Origin of the sequence: Pectobacterium sp. IFB5596, from assembly GCF_021432585.1 — a bacterium.
In the GTDB taxonomy this organism is placed as follows: domain Bacteria; phylum Pseudomonadota; class Gammaproteobacteria; order Enterobacterales; family Enterobacteriaceae; genus Pectobacterium; species Pectobacterium punjabense.
This window is the reverse complement of record NZ_LXFY01000013.1, coordinates 25,393-43,761: the sequence shown is the minus strand read 5'-3', so window position 1 is coordinate 43,761 and position 18,369 is coordinate 25,393. Positions and strand designations below refer to the sequence as shown.

At 50.7% G+C, this 18,369-nt stretch carries 15 protein-coding genes; 7 read left to right on the top strand and 8 right to left on the bottom strand.

Going from position 1 to position 18,369, the window contains the following annotated elements:
• Positions 1-5 precede the first annotated feature (5 nt).
• The 6 genes from tal to pdxA all read right to left on the bottom strand — a co-directional run bounded on the left by tal (position 6) and on the right by pdxA (position 5,943).
• Positions 6-956, bottom strand: coding sequence for a transaldolase (gene tal / locus A6301_RS12545; RefSeq protein ID WP_234257920.1), 951 nt, complete (start codon positions 954-956; stop codon positions 6-8).
• A 184-nt stretch (positions 957-1,140) separates the two neighbouring features.
• The gene (locus A6301_RS12540) at positions 1,141-1,599 is read right to left on the bottom strand and encodes an RpiB/LacA/LacB family sugar-phosphate isomerase (protein ID WP_137742293.1); all 459 of its coding nucleotides are present in this window, start codon (positions 1,597-1,599) and stop codon (positions 1,141-1,143) included.
• A gap of 79 nt (positions 1,600-1,678) precedes the next feature.
• Complete coding sequence (locus A6301_RS12535; RefSeq protein ID WP_234257919.1) at positions 1,679-2,047, bottom strand: PTS glucitol/sorbitol transporter subunit IIA; 369 nt, start codon at positions 2,045-2,047, stop codon at positions 1,679-1,681.
• 10 nt (positions 2,048-2,057) lie between these two features.
• Positions 2,058-3,083 carry a 2-keto-3-deoxygluconate permease gene (locus tag A6301_RS12530; RefSeq protein ID WP_234257918.1) on the bottom strand — a complete coding sequence of 342 codons (1,026 nt, stop codon included), beginning with the start codon at positions 3,081-3,083 and terminating at the stop codon, positions 2,058-2,060.
• A gap of 103 nt (positions 3,084-3,186) precedes the next feature.
• Positions 3,187-4,905, bottom strand: coding sequence for a four-carbon acid sugar kinase family protein (locus A6301_RS12525; protein WP_234257917.1), 1,719 nt, complete (start codon positions 4,903-4,905; stop codon positions 3,187-3,189).
• Positions 4,906-4,938: 33 nt separating this feature from the next.
• On the bottom strand, positions 4,939-5,943 hold the full coding sequence (gene pdxA, locus A6301_RS12520; RefSeq protein WP_205541198.1) for a 4-hydroxythreonine-4-phosphate dehydrogenase PdxA: 1,005 nt from the start codon (positions 5,941-5,943) through the stop codon (positions 4,939-4,941).
• Positions 5,944-6,188: 245 nt separating this feature from the next.
• Between pdxA and A6301_RS12515 the strand changes: the two genes are divergently transcribed.
• The 4 genes from A6301_RS12515 (at position 6,189) to mtr (ending at position 12,314) form a co-directional block, all read left to right on the top strand.
• On the top strand, positions 6,189-7,013 hold the full coding sequence (locus tag A6301_RS12515) for a triose-phosphate isomerase (RefSeq protein ID WP_205541200.1): 825 nt from the start codon (positions 6,189-6,191) through the stop codon (positions 7,011-7,013).
• Between the two features lie 3 nt (positions 7,014-7,016).
• A complete protein-coding gene (locus A6301_RS12510) occupies positions 7,017-7,982 on the top strand; it encodes a sugar-binding transcriptional regulator (RefSeq protein ID WP_014698819.1) in 966 nt (321 codons plus the stop codon).
• A 343-nt stretch (positions 7,983-8,325) separates the two neighbouring features.
• Positions 8,326-10,605 (top strand): NADP-dependent oxaloacetate-decarboxylating malate dehydrogenase, encoded by a 2,280-nt coding sequence (gene maeB / locus A6301_RS12505; RefSeq protein WP_234257916.1) that lies wholly within the window; start codon positions 8,326-8,328, stop codon positions 10,603-10,605.
• Positions 10,606-11,039: 434 nt separating this feature from the next.
• Positions 11,040-12,314: a tryptophan permease gene (gene mtr, locus A6301_RS12500; RefSeq protein WP_205541204.1), complete on the top strand. Its 1,275-nt coding sequence runs from the start codon at positions 11,040-11,042 to the stop codon at positions 12,312-12,314.
• 65 nt (positions 12,315-12,379) lie between these two features.
• On the opposite strand, the gene A6301_RS12495 is transcribed toward mtr, so the two are convergent.
• The gene (locus A6301_RS12495) at positions 12,380-12,832 is read right to left on the bottom strand and encodes a YaiI/YqxD family protein (RefSeq protein WP_234257915.1); all 453 of its coding nucleotides are present in this window, start codon (positions 12,830-12,832) and stop codon (positions 12,380-12,382) included.
• Between the two features lie 3 nt (positions 12,833-12,835).
• The gene (hemF, locus tag A6301_RS12490; RefSeq protein WP_234257914.1) at positions 12,836-13,768 is read right to left on the bottom strand and encodes an oxygen-dependent coproporphyrinogen oxidase; all 933 of its coding nucleotides are present in this window, start codon (positions 13,766-13,768) and stop codon (positions 12,836-12,838) included.
• A gap of 181 nt (positions 13,769-13,949) precedes the next feature.
• On the opposite strand from hemF, the gene A6301_RS12485 reads away from it, so the two are divergent.
• The 3 genes from A6301_RS12485 to A6301_RS12475 all read left to right on the top strand — a co-directional run bounded on the left by A6301_RS12485 (position 13,950) and on the right by A6301_RS12475 (position 18,330).
• Positions 13,950-14,375: a GNAT family acetyltransferase gene (locus A6301_RS12485; protein WP_107170338.1), complete on the top strand. Its 426-nt coding sequence runs from the start codon at positions 13,950-13,952 to the stop codon at positions 14,373-14,375.
• 327 nt (positions 14,376-14,702) lie between these two features.
• Positions 14,703-15,653: a TonB family protein gene (locus tag A6301_RS12480; protein ID WP_234257913.1), complete on the top strand. Its 951-nt coding sequence runs from the start codon at positions 14,703-14,705 to the stop codon at positions 15,651-15,653.
• Between the two features lie 76 nt (positions 15,654-15,729).
• Positions 15,730-18,330 (top strand): TonB-dependent siderophore receptor, encoded by a 2,601-nt coding sequence (locus A6301_RS12475; protein ID WP_234257912.1) that lies wholly within the window; start codon positions 15,730-15,732, stop codon positions 18,328-18,330.
• Positions 18,331-18,369 lie beyond the last annotated feature (39 nt).

The window sequence follows — 18,369 nt, the reverse complement described above, 5'->3', positions numbered from 1 at the left end:
AAAAGTTACAGCTTGGCTGCCAGCAGCGCTTCCAGCTTTTGTTGATCGGCAGCGAACAGGCGAATGCCTTCCGCCAGTTTATCGACGGCCATCGCATCCTGATGGTGTTCCCAACGGAACTCGGCTTCAGACAGCGGCGAAGGATGGTGGAACGCTTCGGTTGACGGCGTCAGTTGGCGCTCAATAGGGGCATCGCGGTTTTTTAACTGCTCCAGCAGCGCAGGGGAAATCGTCAGGCGATCGCATCCCGCTAAGGCGAGAATCTGTTCCACTTTGCGGAAGCTGGCACCCATGATGACGGTTTGGTAGCGGTGGCGTTTGTAATAGTCATAGATAGTGCGTACGGAGATCACACCGGGATCGCTTTCGGCCTGATAGTGGCTGGTGGGCTGTTTTTCCTGATACCAGTCATAAATCCGACCCACAAACGGGGAGATCAGGAAGACACCGGCTTCAGCACAGGCACGCGCTTGCGCGAATGAGAACAGCAGCGTCAGGTTGCAGTTAATTCCTTCTTTTTCCAGTTCTTCTGCTGCGCGAATGCCTTCCCAGGTGGCGGCGAGTTTGATCAGAATGCGCGAGCGCGGAATGTCTTTTTCCTGATACATCCCAATCAGTTTACGGGCTTTGGCGACGCACATCCCGCGATCGAACGAGAGGCGGGCATCCACTTCGGTGGAGATGCGGCCGGGAATGCTTTTCAGCACTTCTGCGCCAATATTCACCGCCAGTCGGTCGCTGGCGTTGATGAGCCGTGTTTCCGGGCTGCCGCCTTGCTGGTTCGCATAGGCAATCGCGTCATCAAACAGCGGCTGGTATTGGGGCAGGGTGGCGGCTTTCAGAATTAAGGACGGGTTCGTGGTGGCATCTTGTGGTGAAAATTGACGAATAGAGTCGATATCACCGCTATCGGCGACCACCACGGTAAACTGTTTAAGGGCATCGAGTTGGTTCATGAGTGAGCTCCTTGGCATATCAAAAAAAGCAATGGACGGAACGGTGTCCGCAGCGCTATGCCACACTGCACCACTGGAGAGCAGAATGACATGCGCTTTTTCTGATTACTGTAATTGGAAAAGCACCTGAAGAGGGGGCGTTCGCCCTGTGCGGACCGGAATGGATTACCGGCCGCTGTCACGCTTAACGGGTATTTTCCTGATGTTCGTAATAACTGATTTTTTCAATCTTCGGTGCGGAGCCACCGCCTTCAAATTCCGATTCCAGCCAGGCTGCGACGATCTCTTTCGCCAGTTCCGGCCCGATAACGCGTGCACCGAGCGTGATGATCTGTGCATTGTTACTTTTTCTGGCTCGCTGGGCGGAATAGGTGTCATGGCACTGCGCCGCACGTACCCCGGTCACCTTATTCGCCACAATACTCATGCCGATGCCCGTGCCGCACAGCAGAATCCCGCGTTCGTGCGTCCCTTCTTTAATTGATATTGCTACCGTATGTGCGACGTCGGGATAGATAGCGTTATCCTGATTTTTATCGCTGCTAAAATCGACCCAGGGAATATTAAGCGAATCCAGATAGCGGGTAAGCGTATCGCGTAAACTCCAGGCCGCATCATCTGCGCCAATAGCGATTGGTTTCATGGTGATAGTCCTTACATGTTATTTAATTTAAAAAAATCGGTTATCAGAAAACACGAGCGATTAATTTCAGCGCTAATGATTACTCTTCGAAAATCGTTATGTTTCCCTGTGCTGGCAAGGTTGTTGGTATTAGCTCAGTCAGGTGAACCGTACCGGGTAATTCCGCTTTTTCTGCTCCATCAAATAACAGTGTGATGTGTCCCAGTTCTTTCAGATTCTGACTAGCGACATCACCTATTGCACTGATTGAATAAGTGATGCCGAATAACGCCATTTTTTGCTGAACAGAAAGCGGCTGAATTAACTCCCCACCATGATGGGTAATACAATAATCTCTGATGTCTTTAGGCGCGTTATCGCTGAAAAGAATGAGACGTTTTTCTGCCAGAAATAATGCTGCATTTTCTCCCACCGTGCTTATTGTCGCCTGCCAGATAATTCGTCTCATTTTCTCTACCTTATTTGGGCTTATCTGCCTGTGTATTGAGTGAGTGAGATTGCCCGGCCGGTAGCGCATGATTTTCTTCGCCCGAGGGGATAATGCCTTTTTTCTTCAATCGACTATCAAACCAGGCAACGAGTACGGGGGCGGTGAGCATGGTGATAATACTCGCCGTTGCTAATTGCGCCGTAGCGGAATCGACAAAAATCTGGAGGCTAGGATCGGCCTGCGCCACCATGGCCGGCGTCAATGCCGAACTGGCGGCGGTGGTGCCCAATGCCGCACCCAGCGCCGTTTTTCGTTTCAGGAATAAGTTGTACAGGAAGTAGAAAACCAACCCGGTGATGGCGGAAATAATGCCCAGAACAATGCCAGATAAGCCCGCAGTAAAGACGGTGTGCATACTGGAATTGGCACCAATGGCAAACGACATGATAATAATGACCAGCGGTTGAGCCGCCGCGCAGAGTTGCTTGAATTTCTCATCAAGGTTGCCCCACATCATGCCAATGATTAGCGGGATGAGCATGGAAAGCAGGGCAGCAAACGGAATGTTGGCTAAACCGCTGACGCCGAGAACCACCATGGTTACGAAGGGGCCGTCTTTAATACAAAAAACGGAGATGGCACCCGCATCGCTGGCATCACCGTAGTTACTGCACAACGCAATGTACAATGAGCTGTTTGAGCTGGTGATACAGGCAATAAACGCCAGCGTAGAAATACCGAAGAACCCAGCGGGACCAAAAAAGGCGCCCATAAACCACACTGCCAGTGCACCCGCACAGAATTTCAGCATCAGTAGCATGGTGCCTTTATAGAGTGGGAGCCCGGCTTGACGAATATTAATTGACGATCCGCAGATGAGAAGAAATATTCCCATCATTGCACTGGAGCCCGCTTTAAATAATGCGGTTGTTGGGCCGCCTATTTGTAATAGCGATGGAGCGAAGGTATTCATCAATATCGCCGCGAGCAGTGGGATAATGATCAGCCCTCCTGGGACTTTATTCATTTTTTCAAGAATGTTTATATTTCTCATGGTGTTTCTCTCGTGTAGGGTAGAGCAACATCCAGGCCTGTGAATCAGACCTATGCAATACGTCGGTTTTATTGTTTATCGTGATTTTTATTTCTCTATTTTTCTACTGCATTGTTTCCCGGTGAATATGATCAATAATGGTGTGAATAATATCTTCGGGACCGGTTAAACCGCCTTTCCCGACACAAATTAATCCTTCGTAATCACCGCCAATGATTTTGACCAGATCGGTTTGAGGAATAACGTAATCCACCATCTCGATACCGTTAGCACCGAGCTGCTTAAGTACGTTGACCATGGTATCTCCACCTGTCATATACAGGCCTTTAATTTCAGAAGCCGCAGCATCCAGTACGGTTTTTACGATATTACCCAGACCCTGATTAATATTTTCCGCTGCTTGACCGTGCGCCAGCCCAAAACGCTGCTCTTCCATGCTGAGATCGAGCAGACGACCGGTTAATGCGGATTCAAAAACGAAGATGGCATTCGCGTGAGTTTTCACACACTCCAGCGCTTGCCTGACCACTCTCGCCACTTCAATATCTGCCGAATGCTCTTTATCAATCAGGAGTTCGGCATCAATCGGAATGTGGCAAACACGTGGGTCAGTTTCAATGAGTGCGGTAAGCTGTTTTTTGGTGACCGGCGTTGCGCTGCCTGCGACGACGATAATTGAACCCTGCTGTTGTTCCTGAGGGATGAGCGCTTTCTCCTTACGCTCCTCGTCACGGATCATTTCTCTGGTAAAGGCCAAGCGCTCGGTAAAAGGACCGGGATCGACAGCCAGTACATTCCAGTTCAGCTTGGTAACCGCGCGAGCAATATTTTCCACATCGGCCAGTGAAATGGCATCCACGACAATGACGCGAGCGCCTTCCCGCTGTTGCTGAACCAGTGCATCACTGATGGCGTTATAGCCTTTTAACACGCAAGACAGAGGGATGTGTTTCACCTGATGATGCGTTTGCTCACTGAGTAGCCCGGGAACAAAGGTTTCTGTCACTGGCGTGCGAACGTCTTTGGCGACATCGGTACAGGACAGGGCGACGGAATCAATGACCGAGTAACCGCCGACCACGATGCGGCGTGATTGCGGCATGGCGGGAACGACCACCGCGACTGTCTCCTGCGGCAGTACTTCCAGCATGGCGTCAATTTCGTAGCCGATACCGCCGCGCAGTGTGGTATCGACACGTTTAGTGAAATACACCGCTCCGCGCTCCAACAGGGCTTGCGTCGCATTTCTCACGCGGTTTTTCGCTTCAGCTTTGGGCAGAGGGCGGCTATCGCTGCTGATCACCATTGCCTGCCAGTCTGATTCACAGTCCGCGAACGACGTAGTATTAAAAAAGGCGGCCGTTTTCATGCCGCTGCGCGCGAGCAGGACGCCGATCGTCGTTGCGCCAGTGAGATCGTCAGCGACAATCCCCAGTTTGTCTCCTTGTTTTCCCTCCGCCCGTAGCCGAATACCCGCGGGGGTGACATCCGAGACATAGATATCCTCTCGAATGTATTCTGCCAATGGCCCCGTTTTTGCCGTCGGGTGGAGATTGATCGTCGGAATCCCTCGTTTGGGATAAAGACCGCAGCGCAGTGTGCCGCCGCAGTCGATGACCACTAAACCGATCTCTTGTTCATCGGGTTCCCCGTGTTTGAAGACATCCACAGATTCCCAGCCAGTGAGCTCCATTAACCGGTCTACCACGGTAGGACGGATTCCTCCGGTAATGTAGGCAATTTTTTTCCCTGGTGTGACATTAACGAGTAGCGGTCCGCCCCAGCCTTTACCGCCTCTGATAATTTCCAAATATCGCGTCATGGTGTGTTCTCCATCGGTGGCCTGAAACTCGCATTAGTGCTTCATTTTCCAGTAACGTGCGGCAACCAGCGTCGATTCCAGCATGCTGACCGTACCTGCCTTGCCTGTGCCTGCAATGTCGAAAGCGGTGCCGTGATCGACCGAGCTGCGCATAAACGGCAAGCCGAAAGTGATGGTGATGGAGCGCTCGAAATCGAGCGTTTTGCAGGCGATATGTCCCTGATCGTGATAGAGCGACAGAATGGCGTCGTAATGTCCTTGTTTTCCAAGATGGAAAACGGAATCTGCTGGAATCGGACCTATCGCGTTGATACCCATTTCCTGAGCGGCTTTGACGGCAGGAATCAGGTTGTCTTTCTCTTCATGACCGAACAGGCCGTTATCTGAGGCATGTGGGTTGAGTGCGGCAACGGCGATACGCGGGTTTTGAATATTCAGCGCGGTGAATTCATGGTGAATTTGCTGTACACAAGCAAGAACGCGCTCTTTGTTTGCGTAGTCGCAGGCTTCTTTCAGTGCGATATGGCGGCTGACAAAAAACACCCGCAGTTTTTGCACATGGAACATCGTCAGGCCGTAATCCGAACCGGTTTCAACCTGATAAATTTCGGTATGCCCCGGTAATTTGCAGCCCGCGAGCTTTATCGCTTCTTTATGGATGGGGGCGGTGGACACAACATCAATCTCACCCGCCATGCCTAACTCAATGGATTTCATGACGTAATCAAGCGACATCTTCCCAGCGAGCTGTTGGACCTTACCCCATTCGATGCTATCGCAATCATATTCGCCCGTTTCCAACACATCCAACGTACCCCAGGTGAATTTGGCTTCGGCAGGAGAGGTGATGATGTTGAGCGCAAAATCGCAGTGCTTAATGGCCATCGCACGGCGAATGATGGGGACCGAACCGATGAGGAAAGGACGGCACTCTTCATACACGTCTTTATCCATCATGGTCGCTACCGAAATTTCAGGGCCGATCCCTGCTGGATCGCCGATAGTCAGAGCTACAACGGGTTTTTTTACGGTCGACATAATTTCCCCTTTTATCGTAAACCGGAATGGTTTGGTTGTTCATATGTTCATTGATTGAACTTTTGTTTTATGGGATTTTACGGTCTGGTGAAGAAATAGCTTTGAATTCGATCACATTAAGCACAATTTTTTTCTTTTTGATGCATTTTCGTGATCGGACATTTGTTTGTTGCGTGAATATAAGTTTGGTGATGGGGCTTTTGTTACGCTACAGCGAAAGCCACGATGCGAAAGAAGGAGATGACATGAAAAAAGTGATGATAGGCACGAGTTGGAAAATGAATAAAACCCGACAGGAGGCGATCGACTACTGTACGGTGCTATCCAAACAGCTTAACCCTGCTGCTGGTGCACTCATTCAGCCTTTTGTGATTCCCCCTTTTACCTTAATAAGGGAAGTGACCGATTACCTGTCCGCGCACAAGGTGAATTGCCTGACAGGAGCACAAAACATGCATTACGCTGACAACGGCGCGTGGACCGGAGAGGTGTCTCCGACGATGGTCTCTGATTGCGGTGCGACGCTTGTCGAACTGGGACATTCCGAGCGGCGGCAATATTTCGCGGAAAACGATGCGGATATTCAGAAAAAAGTGCAGGCCGCGCTACGCTATCAGTTGCGCCCGTTAGTTTGCGTGGGTGACAGTGCACAAGAGAAGGCGTGGGGTGTTTCCAGAGAAACGGTCATTCGGCAAATGAAAATTGCGCTTGCAGGCTTAAATGCGGAACAGGCGACACGCGTCATCATCGCCTATGAACCCATCTGGGCCATTGGTGAAGGGGGAACGCCAGCCTCTGCACAGGAAGCACAGGATATTCACGTTGCGTTACGCCAGGCGTTGGTTGCTCTTTATGGCGAAAAAATTGCTTCCTGTATTACGCTTCTGTACGGCGGAAGTGTGAATCCGCATAATACCTGTGAACTTATTCAATGCGCAGATATTGACGGGTTATTTATCGGCAGAGCCGCCTGGAATGCGGATGATTTCTGCCAACTGGTGCGCAGTGTTTCGGCATTGTTGAATGAACAGGGTGAACGTATGACCCTAAGCGAAGCCAAAATGAGTTGAGCCATGAGCGAATTTGATTCAGACAGTGAATTACTGACGGAAATAGCCGTTGCGTATTATGAAAATCAACAGACCCAGGAAGAGATCGCCAGCCGTTTTGGCATCTCGCGTATCAAGGTCGGGCGTTTGTTGAAACGTGCGCGGGCGGAAGGGATTGTTGAAATTAATGTCCGCTATCATCCGGTATTTAGCTCCCAACTTGAGCAGCAATTTATTAAGAGCTTTGGTATCAAGCGTGCGCTGATTGCTATCGATCACCATGATGAAGATGAACAGCGCCAACAGGTGGCATCGCTGGTGTCCACTTACTTGTCCAGCATCCTGAAAAATGGCATGTCAGTGGCAGTTGGGCAGGGGCGTAATGTGGCGGCGGTCGCCAGTCACGTGGGCGTTTTTCCCGAACGGCACTGCAAGTTTATCTGCGGTATCGGCGGCACGCAGCGTGATGGGGAATTGATTGATGCCGATCATATCAGTCGTCATCTGGCGCGGAAATTTAATGCCACGAGCGAAACGCTGTACGCACCTGCTTATGTCGAAAATCCGGCATTAAAATCTTCCTTTATGCAAAATCGTCTGATCAATGACACGCTTGAACGTGCCAGCAAGGCGGATATTGCATTGGTGGGGTTAGGCGATATGAACGAAAATAGCTTCATGGTTCAACTCGGCTGGTTTACCTCACAAGAGATCATCACGGCGCGTCAGGATGAGGGCGTTGTTGGTGATATCGCCGGATATGCCTTTCTGGATATTCAAGGGCGGCCTGTCGACACGGTGATGAACGACCGAGTTATTGGCCTGAGTCTCGATCAACTTCGCAAGATCCCTTACGTGATTGCTATTGCTTCTGAAAACACCAAAGCGACGGCGATTCTGGCTGCGCTGCGTTCTGGTATTGTGGATGTTATTGCCACCAGCGCCAGTAATGCTCGCACGGTGCTGAGCCTGATATCCGCCAGACACTAGTCGTCGTTTTATCCTTCCTACATCGCGTCGTGTGCCTGCACTACGCGATTTTTCGCTGTAGCTCATCTGGTTTCTGAACAAAAAACCGTCAAATAAAATAACTATATTAACCAACATTCCCCCGCAGTTTTTGCCATCCTCGGTAGTTTCGCCATTGGCAAACACATACCCTAAATAATTCGAGTTGCAGGAAGGCGGCAACCGCGCGAATCCTCAGGAGCTTACACTGGTAAGTGACTGAGGTGAGTAAGGGAAGCCAATGTACATGCAGCTTGAAGTATGACGGGTATATACTGGGTACTCTTTACCCTACAGACACAACAAAACCGAAAAGGTACATAAAATGGATGAACAGCTAAAGCAAAGCGCCCTTGATTTCCACCAGTATCCGATCCCCGGCAAAATTCAGGTTTCCCCGACTAAACCGCTGGCGACGCAGCGCGATCTGGCACTGGCATATTCTCCCGGTGTGGCGGCACCCTGTCTGGAAATTGCGGCAGATCCGCTGGCTGCCTACAAATATACCGCACGCGGTAATCTGGTCGCGGTGATCTCTAACGGGACGGCCGTGCTGGGCCTCGGCAATATCGGCGCGCTGGCCGGTAAACCGGTGATGGAAGGCAAAGGCGTTCTGTTTAAAAAATTCTCCGGCATTGATGTTTTCGATATCGAAGTCGACGAGTTAGACCCAGACAAGCTGATCGATGTGATTGCTGCGCTGGAGCCGACGTTCGGCGGTATCAATCTGGAAGACATCAAAGCACCGGAATGCTTCTACATTGAGAAGAAACTGCGCGAGCGCATGAAGATTCCCGTTTTCCACGACGATCAGCACGGCACGGCAATCATCTGTACCGCCGCCGTTCTGAATGGCTTGCGCGTAGTAGAAAAGAAAATTTCCGATGTACGTTTGGTGGTGTCCGGTGCGGGCGCGGCGTCTATCGCCTGTCTGAACCTGCTGGTGGTGCTGGGTCTTCAGAAGCACAATATTGTGGTATGTGATTCGCGCGGCGTGATTTTCCACGGTCGTGACGAAAATATGGAAGAAACCAAGGCCGCTTACGCGATTGAAGATAATGGCGCACGCAAGTTGGCTGATGTGATCCCTGACGCGGATATCTTCCTTGGCTGTTCCGGCCCTGGCGTACTGACGCCAGATATGGTGAAAACCATGGCACCACGTCCGCTGATCATGGCGCTGGCAAACCCAGAACCGGAGATTCTGCCGCCGCTGGCGAAAGAAGTGCGCCCGGATGCGATAATCTGTACCGGCCGTTCAGACTACCCGAATCAGGTGAACAACGTGCTGTGCTTCCCGTTCATCTTCCGCGGCGCACTGGATGTCGGTGCGACTACGATTAACGAGGAGATGAAGCTGGCCTGCGTGCACGCGATTGCCGATCTGGCGCTGGCGGAGCAAAGCGAAGTGGTGGCCTCCGCCTACGGCGATCAGGAACTGTCATTTGGCCCGGATTATCTGATTCCTAAACCGTTCGATCCGCGTCTGATCATCAAGATCGCACCAGCAGTGGCGAAAGCGGCGATGGATTCCGGCGTAGCAACGCGCCCGATCGCAGATTTTGATGCCTATATCGAAAAACTGACCCAGTTCGTCTACAAAACTAACCTGTTTATGAAGCCGATCTTCGCACAGGCGCGTCAGCAGCCGAAGCGCGTGGTATTCGCCGAAGGTGAAGATGCCCGTGTGCTGCACGCCACGCAGGAACTGGTCACGCTGGGGCTGGCGTTCCCGATTCTGATTGGTCGTCCAAGCGTGATTGAAATGCGCTTGCAAAAGCTGGGTCTGCAACTGACCATCGGTAAAGATTTTGAAGTGGTTAATAACGAATCCGATCCACGCTTCAAAGCCTACTGGAGCGAGTATTTTGAACTCATGAAACGTCGCGGCGTGTCGCAGGAAAAAGCGCAGCGTGCGGTGATCGGCAACCCAACGCTGATTGGTTCGATCATGGTTCACCGTGGCGAGGCGGATGCGCTGATTTGTGGCACGATTGGCACCTATGAAGAGCACTTTGATGTCGTCGAGAAGGTGTTCGGCTACCGCGAAGGTGTACATGCGGCGGGGGCGATGAACGCGCTGATGCTGCCGAGCGGCAATACCTTTATCGCCGATACCTACGTCAACGCAGACCCGACGCCGGAACAGTTAGCTGAAATCACGCTGATGGCGGCAGAAAGCGTACGTCGTTTTGGTATCGAACCGAAAGTGGCGCTGCTGTCACACTCCAGCTTCGGCACCTCGGATTCTCCGACGGCGCAGAAAATGCGGGCAACGCTGGCGCTGGTCAACAAGCTGGCGCCGGAGTTGGAGATCGACGGCGAGATGCACGGTGATGCTGCGCTGGTGGAAGCGATCCGCCGCGAACAGATGCCAGACAGCCCGCTGAAAGGTTCTGCTAACATCCTGATCATGCCGAACATGGAATCTGCGCGTATCAGCTATAACCTGCTGCGCGTGTCGTCTTCAGAAGGTGTGACGGTTGGGCCAGTACTGATGGGGATCTCGAAACCGGTACATATCCTGACGCCGATTGCTTCGGTACGCCGGATTGTGAATATGGTGGCGCTGGCGGTGGTGGAAGCACAGACCAAACCGCTGTAACTTATTACCATTAATACAGACAAACCCAGTCTATTGTTGGCTGGGTTTTTTATTTACCGCAGTTTATCGACCAGATGGTCGCCTAGCCAATATGAGCCGATGAGGCCAAAAACGCCGGCGGGGAATAGCAGGCTATCTGGGAATAGAGAGACGACGATAACAGTAGAAAAAACACAGAGAATAAATGTCAGTATCATCGAAAGAATATCGAATAAAACAGATTTCACTGCCTTCAGCATAATGCCATCATCCTAATATTGCGTTTCCCTTAATCTCTTACAACATAACACGCCATTTTTAGCAAAACATGGATTTTCCATACCGAGGTATAAGTTAAATCAATGGAATAATTTTGGTTTTATGCCATGATCCCGCCTCGTCTATAGAGAGCATTTTCCTCAGATTCGATAAAAACCAACGAGCGAATATCGGTTATGGCAACAGGCGCAGTGAAAGAAAATACAGTAGAAAAAAACGGTACAGAAAAGCGTCTTCCTTCGCTATTTGGCGGGTCGATGATTATTGCAGGGACGATTATCGGCGCGGGGATGTTTTCCCTGCCAGTAGTGATGTCGGGCGCTTGGTTTTTCTGGTCATTTGCCGTGTTGGTGTTTACCTGGTTTTGCATGTATCACTCGGGGTTAATGATACTGGAAGCGAACCTGAATTATCAGAGCGGTGCCAGCTTTGATACGCTGACCAAAGATCTGCTGGGTAAGCGCTGGAATGTCATTAACGGCATATCAATTGCCTTTGTCCTTTATATCCTGACCTACGCCTATATCTCGGCGAGTGGTTCCATTATCCATCACACGCTTGCTGAGATGTCGTTCGACTTCTCCGCCCGCCTTGGCGGCTGCCTGTTTGCGCTGTTTGTCGCGTTTACCGTTTGGTGGAGTACGTCGGCGGTGAGCCGCATGACCGCATTTTTTTTGGCGGCGAAGGTGCTGACCTTTTTCATGACGTTCGGTAGCCTGCTGTGGAACGTCAAGCCTGTGGTTTTACTCAATGTTGCGGAAGAAGCCCCCAGCTATCTTCCCTATGTGCTGATGACGTTACCATTTTGTCTGGCCTCTTTCGGTTTTCACGGCAACGTTCCCAGTTTGGTGAAACATTACGGCCACAAGCCACTGGTAATCAAGCGTTGCCTGTTTATTGGCAGCGTGCTGGCGCTGGTGATGTATGCCATCTGGCTGATTGGTACGATGGGAAACATTGCCCGTCCTGATTTTATCGGGATTGCTGAGCAGGGTGGGAATATTGACGTTCTGGTGCAGACGCTAGGCGGGGTGTTGAACAGCCCTTATCTGGATGTGCTGCTCACCGTCTTTTCCAATTTTGCTGTTGCCTGTTCGTTTCTTGGGGTGACGCTGGGGCTGTTTGATTATCTGGCCGATTTGCTGAAATTTGACGATAGCCGAACGGGAAGAGCCAAAACGGCGTTGGTGACCTTTCTGCCGCCTATTATCGGCGGCCTGCTGTATCCGAACGGTTTTATTTACGCGATTGGGTTTGCTGGGTTAGCCGCCACCGTATGGGCAGTGATTACACCCGCGTTGTTGGCGCTTGCATCGCGCCGCCGCTTCGGTAGTCCGCTGTTCCGCGTGCGGGGTGGTAATGCGATGATCGCGCTGGTGCTGCTATTTGGTATTGGCACCGCGCTGATACATATTCTTTCTAGCCTTGATCTGCTACCCGTTTATCGCTAAGTCATATGCGCTTACCCGCCTTGCCTGCTAAAGCAGAAGAGGCGGGATGGTGGGCGCTCAGATGGCTATGGCTTCCGCACCTGCTGCAACCACTTGTCCAGTTCATTCGCAAACTGCTGACGATCGCGCTGGTTCAAGGTGCTGGGGCCGCCAGTCTGTATCCCGCTGGCGCGCATGGTATCCATAAAATCCCGCATGTTCAGGCGTTCCCGAATGGTATCTGGCGTATAGCGCTCGCCACGTGGGTTTAATGCGATACCGCCTTTTTCTATCACTTCCGATGCCAGTGGAATGTCGGCGGTGATCACCAGATCGCCCGTTTCAACGCGGCGTACAATTTCATTGTCGGCGACGTCAAAGCCTGCGGAAACACGCAGCGTACGAATAAAGCGCGATGGCGGCACTTTTATGGTCTGGTTGGCGACCAGCGTGACCTGCATTTGTGTGCGATCCGCCGCGCGAAAGAGCACTTCTTTGATGACGTTAGGGCAGGCGTCGGCATCGACCCAAATCTGCATGACTTATGTTTCCTTGTTAGGTGTATTACTTTCTGCCAGCCAGTCTCTGACGGGCAAGAAATCTTGATACAGCAGGGCTTCCGGGCTATCGGGTTCAGGTTGATGCTGGTACTCCCAGCGTGCCAGCGGCGGCATAGACATCAAAATGGACTCAGTGCGTCCGCCGCTTTGCAGGCCAAACAGCGTACCGCGATCCCAAATCAGGTTGAATTCCACATAGCGGCCACGACGGTAGAGCTGAAATTCACGCTCGCGTTCTCCCCATGCCAGATCTTTACGCCGCTCGACGATGGGCAGGTAACCATCGAGAAATCCATTACCGACAGCGCGAATGAAAGCAAAGCTGGTGGCAAAGTCCGGCTCGTTCAGATCGTCAAAAAATAGCCCGCCGATGCCACGCGCTTCGTTACGATGCTTGAGGAAGAAATAATCGTCGCACCACTTTTTGTAGCGCGGATAGACATCATCACCGAACGGCTGGCACAGGTCGTGAGCGGTCTGGTGCCAGTGCACGGCATCTTCTTTAAAACCATAATAGGGCGTGAGATCGAACCCGCCGCCAAACCACCAAACTGGCTCTTCTCCCGGTTTCTCGGCGACGAACAGGCGTACATTGGCGTGGCTGGTGGGAATGTAAGGGCTTAGCGGATGAATCACCAGCGACACGCCCATCGCCTGAAAGCTACGCCCCGCCAGTTCAGGGCGATGCGTGCTGGCCGACGGCGGCAACGACGTGCCAGCCACGTGGGAAAAATTTACGCCAGCGCGTTCAAATAGGCGTCCGCCCGACAGCACGCGGCTACATCCGCCGCCGCCTTCTGCACGTTGCCATTCGTCTTCGGCGAAATCGGCTCCGCCATCGATCGCCGCAAGCTGCTGACAGATATCTTTCTGTAAGCTAAGTAAAAAATGTTTTACTGCGTTGATGTCAGACATAGTGGATATCTCGTTTCCATCGCGATGGTGGCGCTCTAATAAGGCGGACAGTATACCATCAATAAAATCGATCCCCGGTCACCTGTTGTGTGATTCCTGATAGCGGCGCGCAATTTGCGATTGCGTCTGATAAAAATCACGCGATAATCACGATTTACCTTATTGAAAAATGGCGACTGTGATGGAAATCCGCATATTCAGGCAGGATGACTTTGAAGCCGTGATCACCCTCTGGGAACGTTGCGATTTGCTGCGCCCGTGGAACGATCCTGAAATGGACATCGAACGTAAGCTTAATCACGATCCCGATCTGTTTTTGGTCGCAGAGGTGAACGGCGAAATCGTAGCATCGGTGATGGGCGGGTACGACGGCCACCGTGGATCGGCATACTATTTGGGCGTACACCCTGATTTTCGTGGGCGCGGCATTGCTAACGCGTTGATTAGCCGCCTGGAGAAAAAGCTCATTGCCCGCGGCTGTCCGAAGATCCACCTGATGGTGCGTGAAGATAACGACGCTGTGATCGGTATGTATGAAAAACTCGACTATGAGATCGTCGATAGCGTCACGTTAGGAAAACGCCTGATTGAAGATCGGGAATATTGATTCGTTCTTTCACTGATACTAAATCGCTATTCGCCCTCCTTTATCCTCATTCTAAGTAAAAAGTGCGCCTCCGTAAGCGCACTTTTTTCATTCATCCTCAATGTGTTACTTCGAACTGTAATGATATTGCAGGTAATTTGTTAGACTTTGTGGGTAACAGTTTTCATTTGTAAAACGATTCTCATTTGTATTATTATTTATTAATGTTGTGTCATCTGTATTGACATTGTTTTCCGTGTCTTGCTGGTGCTTACACTTTATTGCCTGGAAGATTGTGATTGCCCTACTGACACCAGGAAGTTGATGTTCAAGAGATGGAGTTGGATAGTGAGTAGTGAAAATCTTCCGGGAGCCTTATTAGGTGCGAATCGCACTGGCGGCAGCGCATTGCTGTCTCCTCGCTCTCTTGCTCATTCCTTTTCAACGACTACGTTAACTTCTGATGTGCCTAACTGGCGTTCTCTGGCCTTTTTTGTTTTGTCCTGCATGGCACATGCGGCATTGGTGATTTTCTTTTTATTGCACACTTCCCCGAAAGAAAGCATTGAAGAGATGGCGGGAAACGCAGGCGGAAGCATGCAGGTGACGATGATGGCTGCCGCGATGTCACAGGCTGCTGATACGTCGCCACCCGCAGCCGACCCTCCCGTTGCCCAACCTACTCCCGTCGTGATGCCGATTTTAACGCCGTTACCAGAACACCCCAACCCAGTCATTAAACAGCCTGTCATTGAGCGCAAGCCCGTTACGCCCGTTGCGGAAAAAAAGCCGCCAGTGCGTGAGAAGCCGCAGCCTGAAAAGAGGCCTGAGAACAAACCGAAACAACAACAGCAGGCTACGCATCAGCAGGCAGAGAAAAAGAGCGAGTCTCCCATAGCCACAAGCCAGACCGGTGATGCGCCTTCTCCAATGCCATCTTCTGTTGGTATGCCAGGCAGTGCAGCGACGGCCAAAGCAGGAGAAAGCGATAGCGGTCAGGCGGCACGTGGTGCAGGGAAGAGCAATAGCCAAAATTTCAAAGCGCTACATCGCCGCGTAAATTATCCCGCGCGGGCAAAAGCGCTGGGCGTGGAAGGAAAAGTGCGCGTCAAGTTCGATATTACCGGTAGCGGTACCGTTACTAACGTACAGATTCTGTCTGAAACGCCAGATGGCGTATTTGGTGATGACGTAGTGAAAGATATGGCGCGTTGGCGTTATAGGACAGAGGCTCCGGTTGATAATCAGGTGGTTTCCATCGTTTTCAAACTGAATGGCCATATTCAGGTTGATGATTAGTCGTGAGTATTACATGCGGTACATACAACAATAATTTTATTTCTTAATAATTGGATTTATTGGGGACTTTGAATAAATGAATAAGAACGTCTATTTAATGATGCTGCTGTCATTATTATCAGGGCCTGCACTTGCACAGCAAAATGACACCTCTGCCGATGAAAATCAGCAAAAGAAAAATGCAGAAACCGAAGAGGATCAGCAGAGCGATGTCTCTTCGGAAAATAGTGAAGATACCATTTTAGTTCGCTCAACCCCGACCAGTCAGTCGATGGGAACACAGATTCTTAATGCCGAGCAGATTAAAAAGATGCCTACTGGCAACGGTTCGGTAAGCGAGTTATTGAAGAATAATCCCGCGGTGCAGTTCTCGAATACGGCGAATAGTAGCAATACGCCGGGTGAGCTGGCACCGGAAAACGTCTCGTTCCACGGCGAGAAGTTTTACAACAATAACTTTATGATTGATGGGTTATCGAATAATAGCAATATCAATCCAGGAGCCAATAAGGGTCTGCTAGATGGCGATCCTGATGGCTACAACCCAACAGATTTACCCGCGGGTGGCACACAGTCGTTCTGGATTAACTCGGAGCTGATTGAATCGTTGGAAGTGTTCGACAGCAACGTGTCCGCTAAGTACGGTGATTTCACCGGCGGCGTGGTGGATGCCAGACTGATGGACCCTAAACTGGATAAGGCATCAGGTAAGGTTTCTTACCGCACCTCACGTGACAGTTGGACCCGCTACCACGTTGATTCTAACATCAGCGAAGACTTCTATTCCGCGGCTAACTTGTACTATCAGCCCAAATTTAAGAAGCAGTTCTATTCAGCCAGTTTTAATCAGCCATTGAGTGAGAAAGCCGGTTTTATCTTTGCCTATAACCGTCAGCAGTCAGACATTCCCTATCGCCATCCCTATCTGGCTCAATGGGAAGATCAGGAACGCATTAGTGAAACGTATTTATTGAAAGGCACCTATCTGACGGACAGTGGCGATATTGTCCGTATGACGGGCATGTATTCTCCGCACGAATCTAAGTATTACAAAAAAGATGTAAAGAACGGGGCGTATACCAATACTGGCGGCGGCTACCGCTTCAATATGGAATGGGAACATAACGCTAACTGGGGGAAAATGACCAGTCTGGCGGGCTATCAGTCTGAACAAAATAAGATTGAGCATGAAGCGAATGAATTCATCCATTGGGTCTACAGTAACTCACGATTAGGTTTTATCTCACCGTCGCTGGATTGGCGCTCTGCATCAGCCGTATCACGGATTGGTGGTTATGGCACATTTTCCACAGACAAAAATACCACCACATTCAAGCAAGATTACGAACTTAACCCTAAATTCTTACTAGGGATGACCCATCAGGTTGATTTTGGTTGGCAGGCTGATTTTGCGAGTGCACAGTATCGCCGTTCTCAAGATGCCTACTTGGCCAGTGTTGGGTCGAATGCCACTTATGTTAATCCCAACGTTGTATGCTTACCCGGTGATTCAATGTGTATTTCCGGTGAGCAGTTTGCTGGCAACCGTACACTCTACCCAGCCCGTTCTGTGCAAGTCAGCTACAACAGCTATGCTGCCTATCTGCAAAATAGCATGAACTACGGTCGTCTGGAAGTAACTCCCGGTGTGCGTGTTAGCTACGATGATTTCTTGGAAAATCTGAATGTTGCCCCTCGTTTTTCCGCCTCTTATGATGTCTTCGGCGATCGCTCAACACGCGTATTCGGTGGAGCTAACCGCTATTATGGCGCGAATATGCTAGCGTATAAAATGCGTCAGGGTATTGGTACAAGTGTTGTGCAAAGGCGTACGTCATCTACTGCGCCATGGGTATCTAACCCTGCAAGAACAGTAGGTAGCAATTATGATGTTTCTGATTTAAAAACGCCTTACAGTGATGAAGTGACGCTGGGTTTATCGCAGCGCGTGATGGATACCGTGTGGACGGCGAAGTGGGTTAATCGTCAGGGGAAAGAGCAGTTTGGTGGTGAGACAATTACTGCTGCTGATGGTGAAAAGTACCGCGTGATGAATAACGCTGGTCGGACAGAGGGAAATACGCTGTCTCTGGAAGTGCAGCCCATCAGTCCACACCGTTTCAGCTTTGCAGAAGTGAATTGGAAACTGGGCGCTGGTATTGCGAAAAATAAATCTAATTCGATCGCTTACTACGATGATAACAACACAGATGAGCAGCGGGTGATTGTTGATGATAAGCTGATGTATAAAGGCGATATGGATGCGATGGACTTCAACACCCCGTGGACGGCCTTCCTGAATGTAGATACTTATTTCCCAGCGATTCGTCTCAACTGGGGACAGCGAGTAGGCTATACCTCCGGTTACAAAGGATATATTACTCTACCATTGAGTACGGTGTGTCCTGGTGGTAGCCCTGCCTGTAACGCTGAACCTGGCTTTACCGGAGATGCGAAAGAATATATCTCTACCACATATGACGATTTTATCTCCTATGACTGGCGTTTTTCTTACTCTCAGCCGGTCTACAAAACTCAGACGCTGGATATCACGCTGGATGTGCTGAACGTTCTGGATAACGTGGTCGAAACGCAGCAGAGGACGAATATTAATACGACGGTAGTAACCTACAAACCTGGCCGTCAGTTCTGGCTTGGCGTCGCTTACACCTGGTAAATCCTATGCCCCGTCATACGTCGCATGCCGACGTATGAC

Excerpts from the sequence above, each read along its gene's own strand:
- tal (WP_234257920.1), bottom strand. The coding sequence starts at position 956 with ATGAACCAACTCGATGCCCTTAAACAGTTTACCGTGGTGGTCGCCGAT.
- A6301_RS12540 (WP_137742293.1), bottom strand. The coding sequence starts at position 1,599 with ATGAAACCAATCGCTATTGGCGCAGATGATGCGGCCTGGAGTTTACGC.
- A6301_RS12535 (WP_234257919.1), bottom strand. The coding sequence starts at position 2,047 with ATGAGACGAATTATCTGGCAGGCGACAATAAGCACGGTGGGAGAAAAT.
- A6301_RS12530 (WP_234257918.1), bottom strand. The coding sequence starts at position 3,083 with ATGAGAAATATAAACATTCTTGAAAAAATGAATAAAGTCCCAGGAGGG.
- A6301_RS12525 (WP_234257917.1), bottom strand. The coding sequence starts at position 4,905 with ATGACGCGATATTTGGAAATTATCAGAGGCGGTAAAGGCTGGGGCGGA.
- pdxA (WP_205541198.1), bottom strand. The coding sequence starts at position 5,943 with ATGTCGACCGTAAAAAAACCCGTTGTAGCTCTGACTATCGGCGATCCA.
- A6301_RS12515 (WP_205541200.1), top strand. The coding sequence starts at position 6,189 with ATGAAAAAAGTGATGATAGGCACGAGTTGGAAAATGAATAAAACCCGA.
- A6301_RS12510 (WP_014698819.1), top strand. The coding sequence starts at position 7,017 with ATGAGCGAATTTGATTCAGACAGTGAATTACTGACGGAAATAGCCGTT.
- maeB (WP_234257916.1), top strand. The coding sequence starts at position 8,326 with ATGGATGAACAGCTAAAGCAAAGCGCCCTTGATTTCCACCAGTATCCG.
- mtr (WP_205541204.1), top strand. The coding sequence starts at position 11,040 with ATGGCAACAGGCGCAGTGAAAGAAAATACAGTAGAAAAAAACGGTACA.
- A6301_RS12495 (WP_234257915.1), bottom strand. The coding sequence starts at position 12,832 with ATGCAGATTTGGGTCGATGCCGACGCCTGCCCTAACGTCATCAAAGAA.
- hemF (WP_234257914.1), bottom strand. The coding sequence starts at position 13,768 with ATGTCTGACATCAACGCAGTAAAACATTTTTTACTTAGCTTACAGAAA.
- A6301_RS12485 (WP_107170338.1), top strand. The coding sequence starts at position 13,950 with ATGGAAATCCGCATATTCAGGCAGGATGACTTTGAAGCCGTGATCACC.
- A6301_RS12475 (WP_234257912.1), top strand. The coding sequence starts at position 15,730 with ATGAATAAGAACGTCTATTTAATGATGCTGCTGTCATTATTATCAGGG.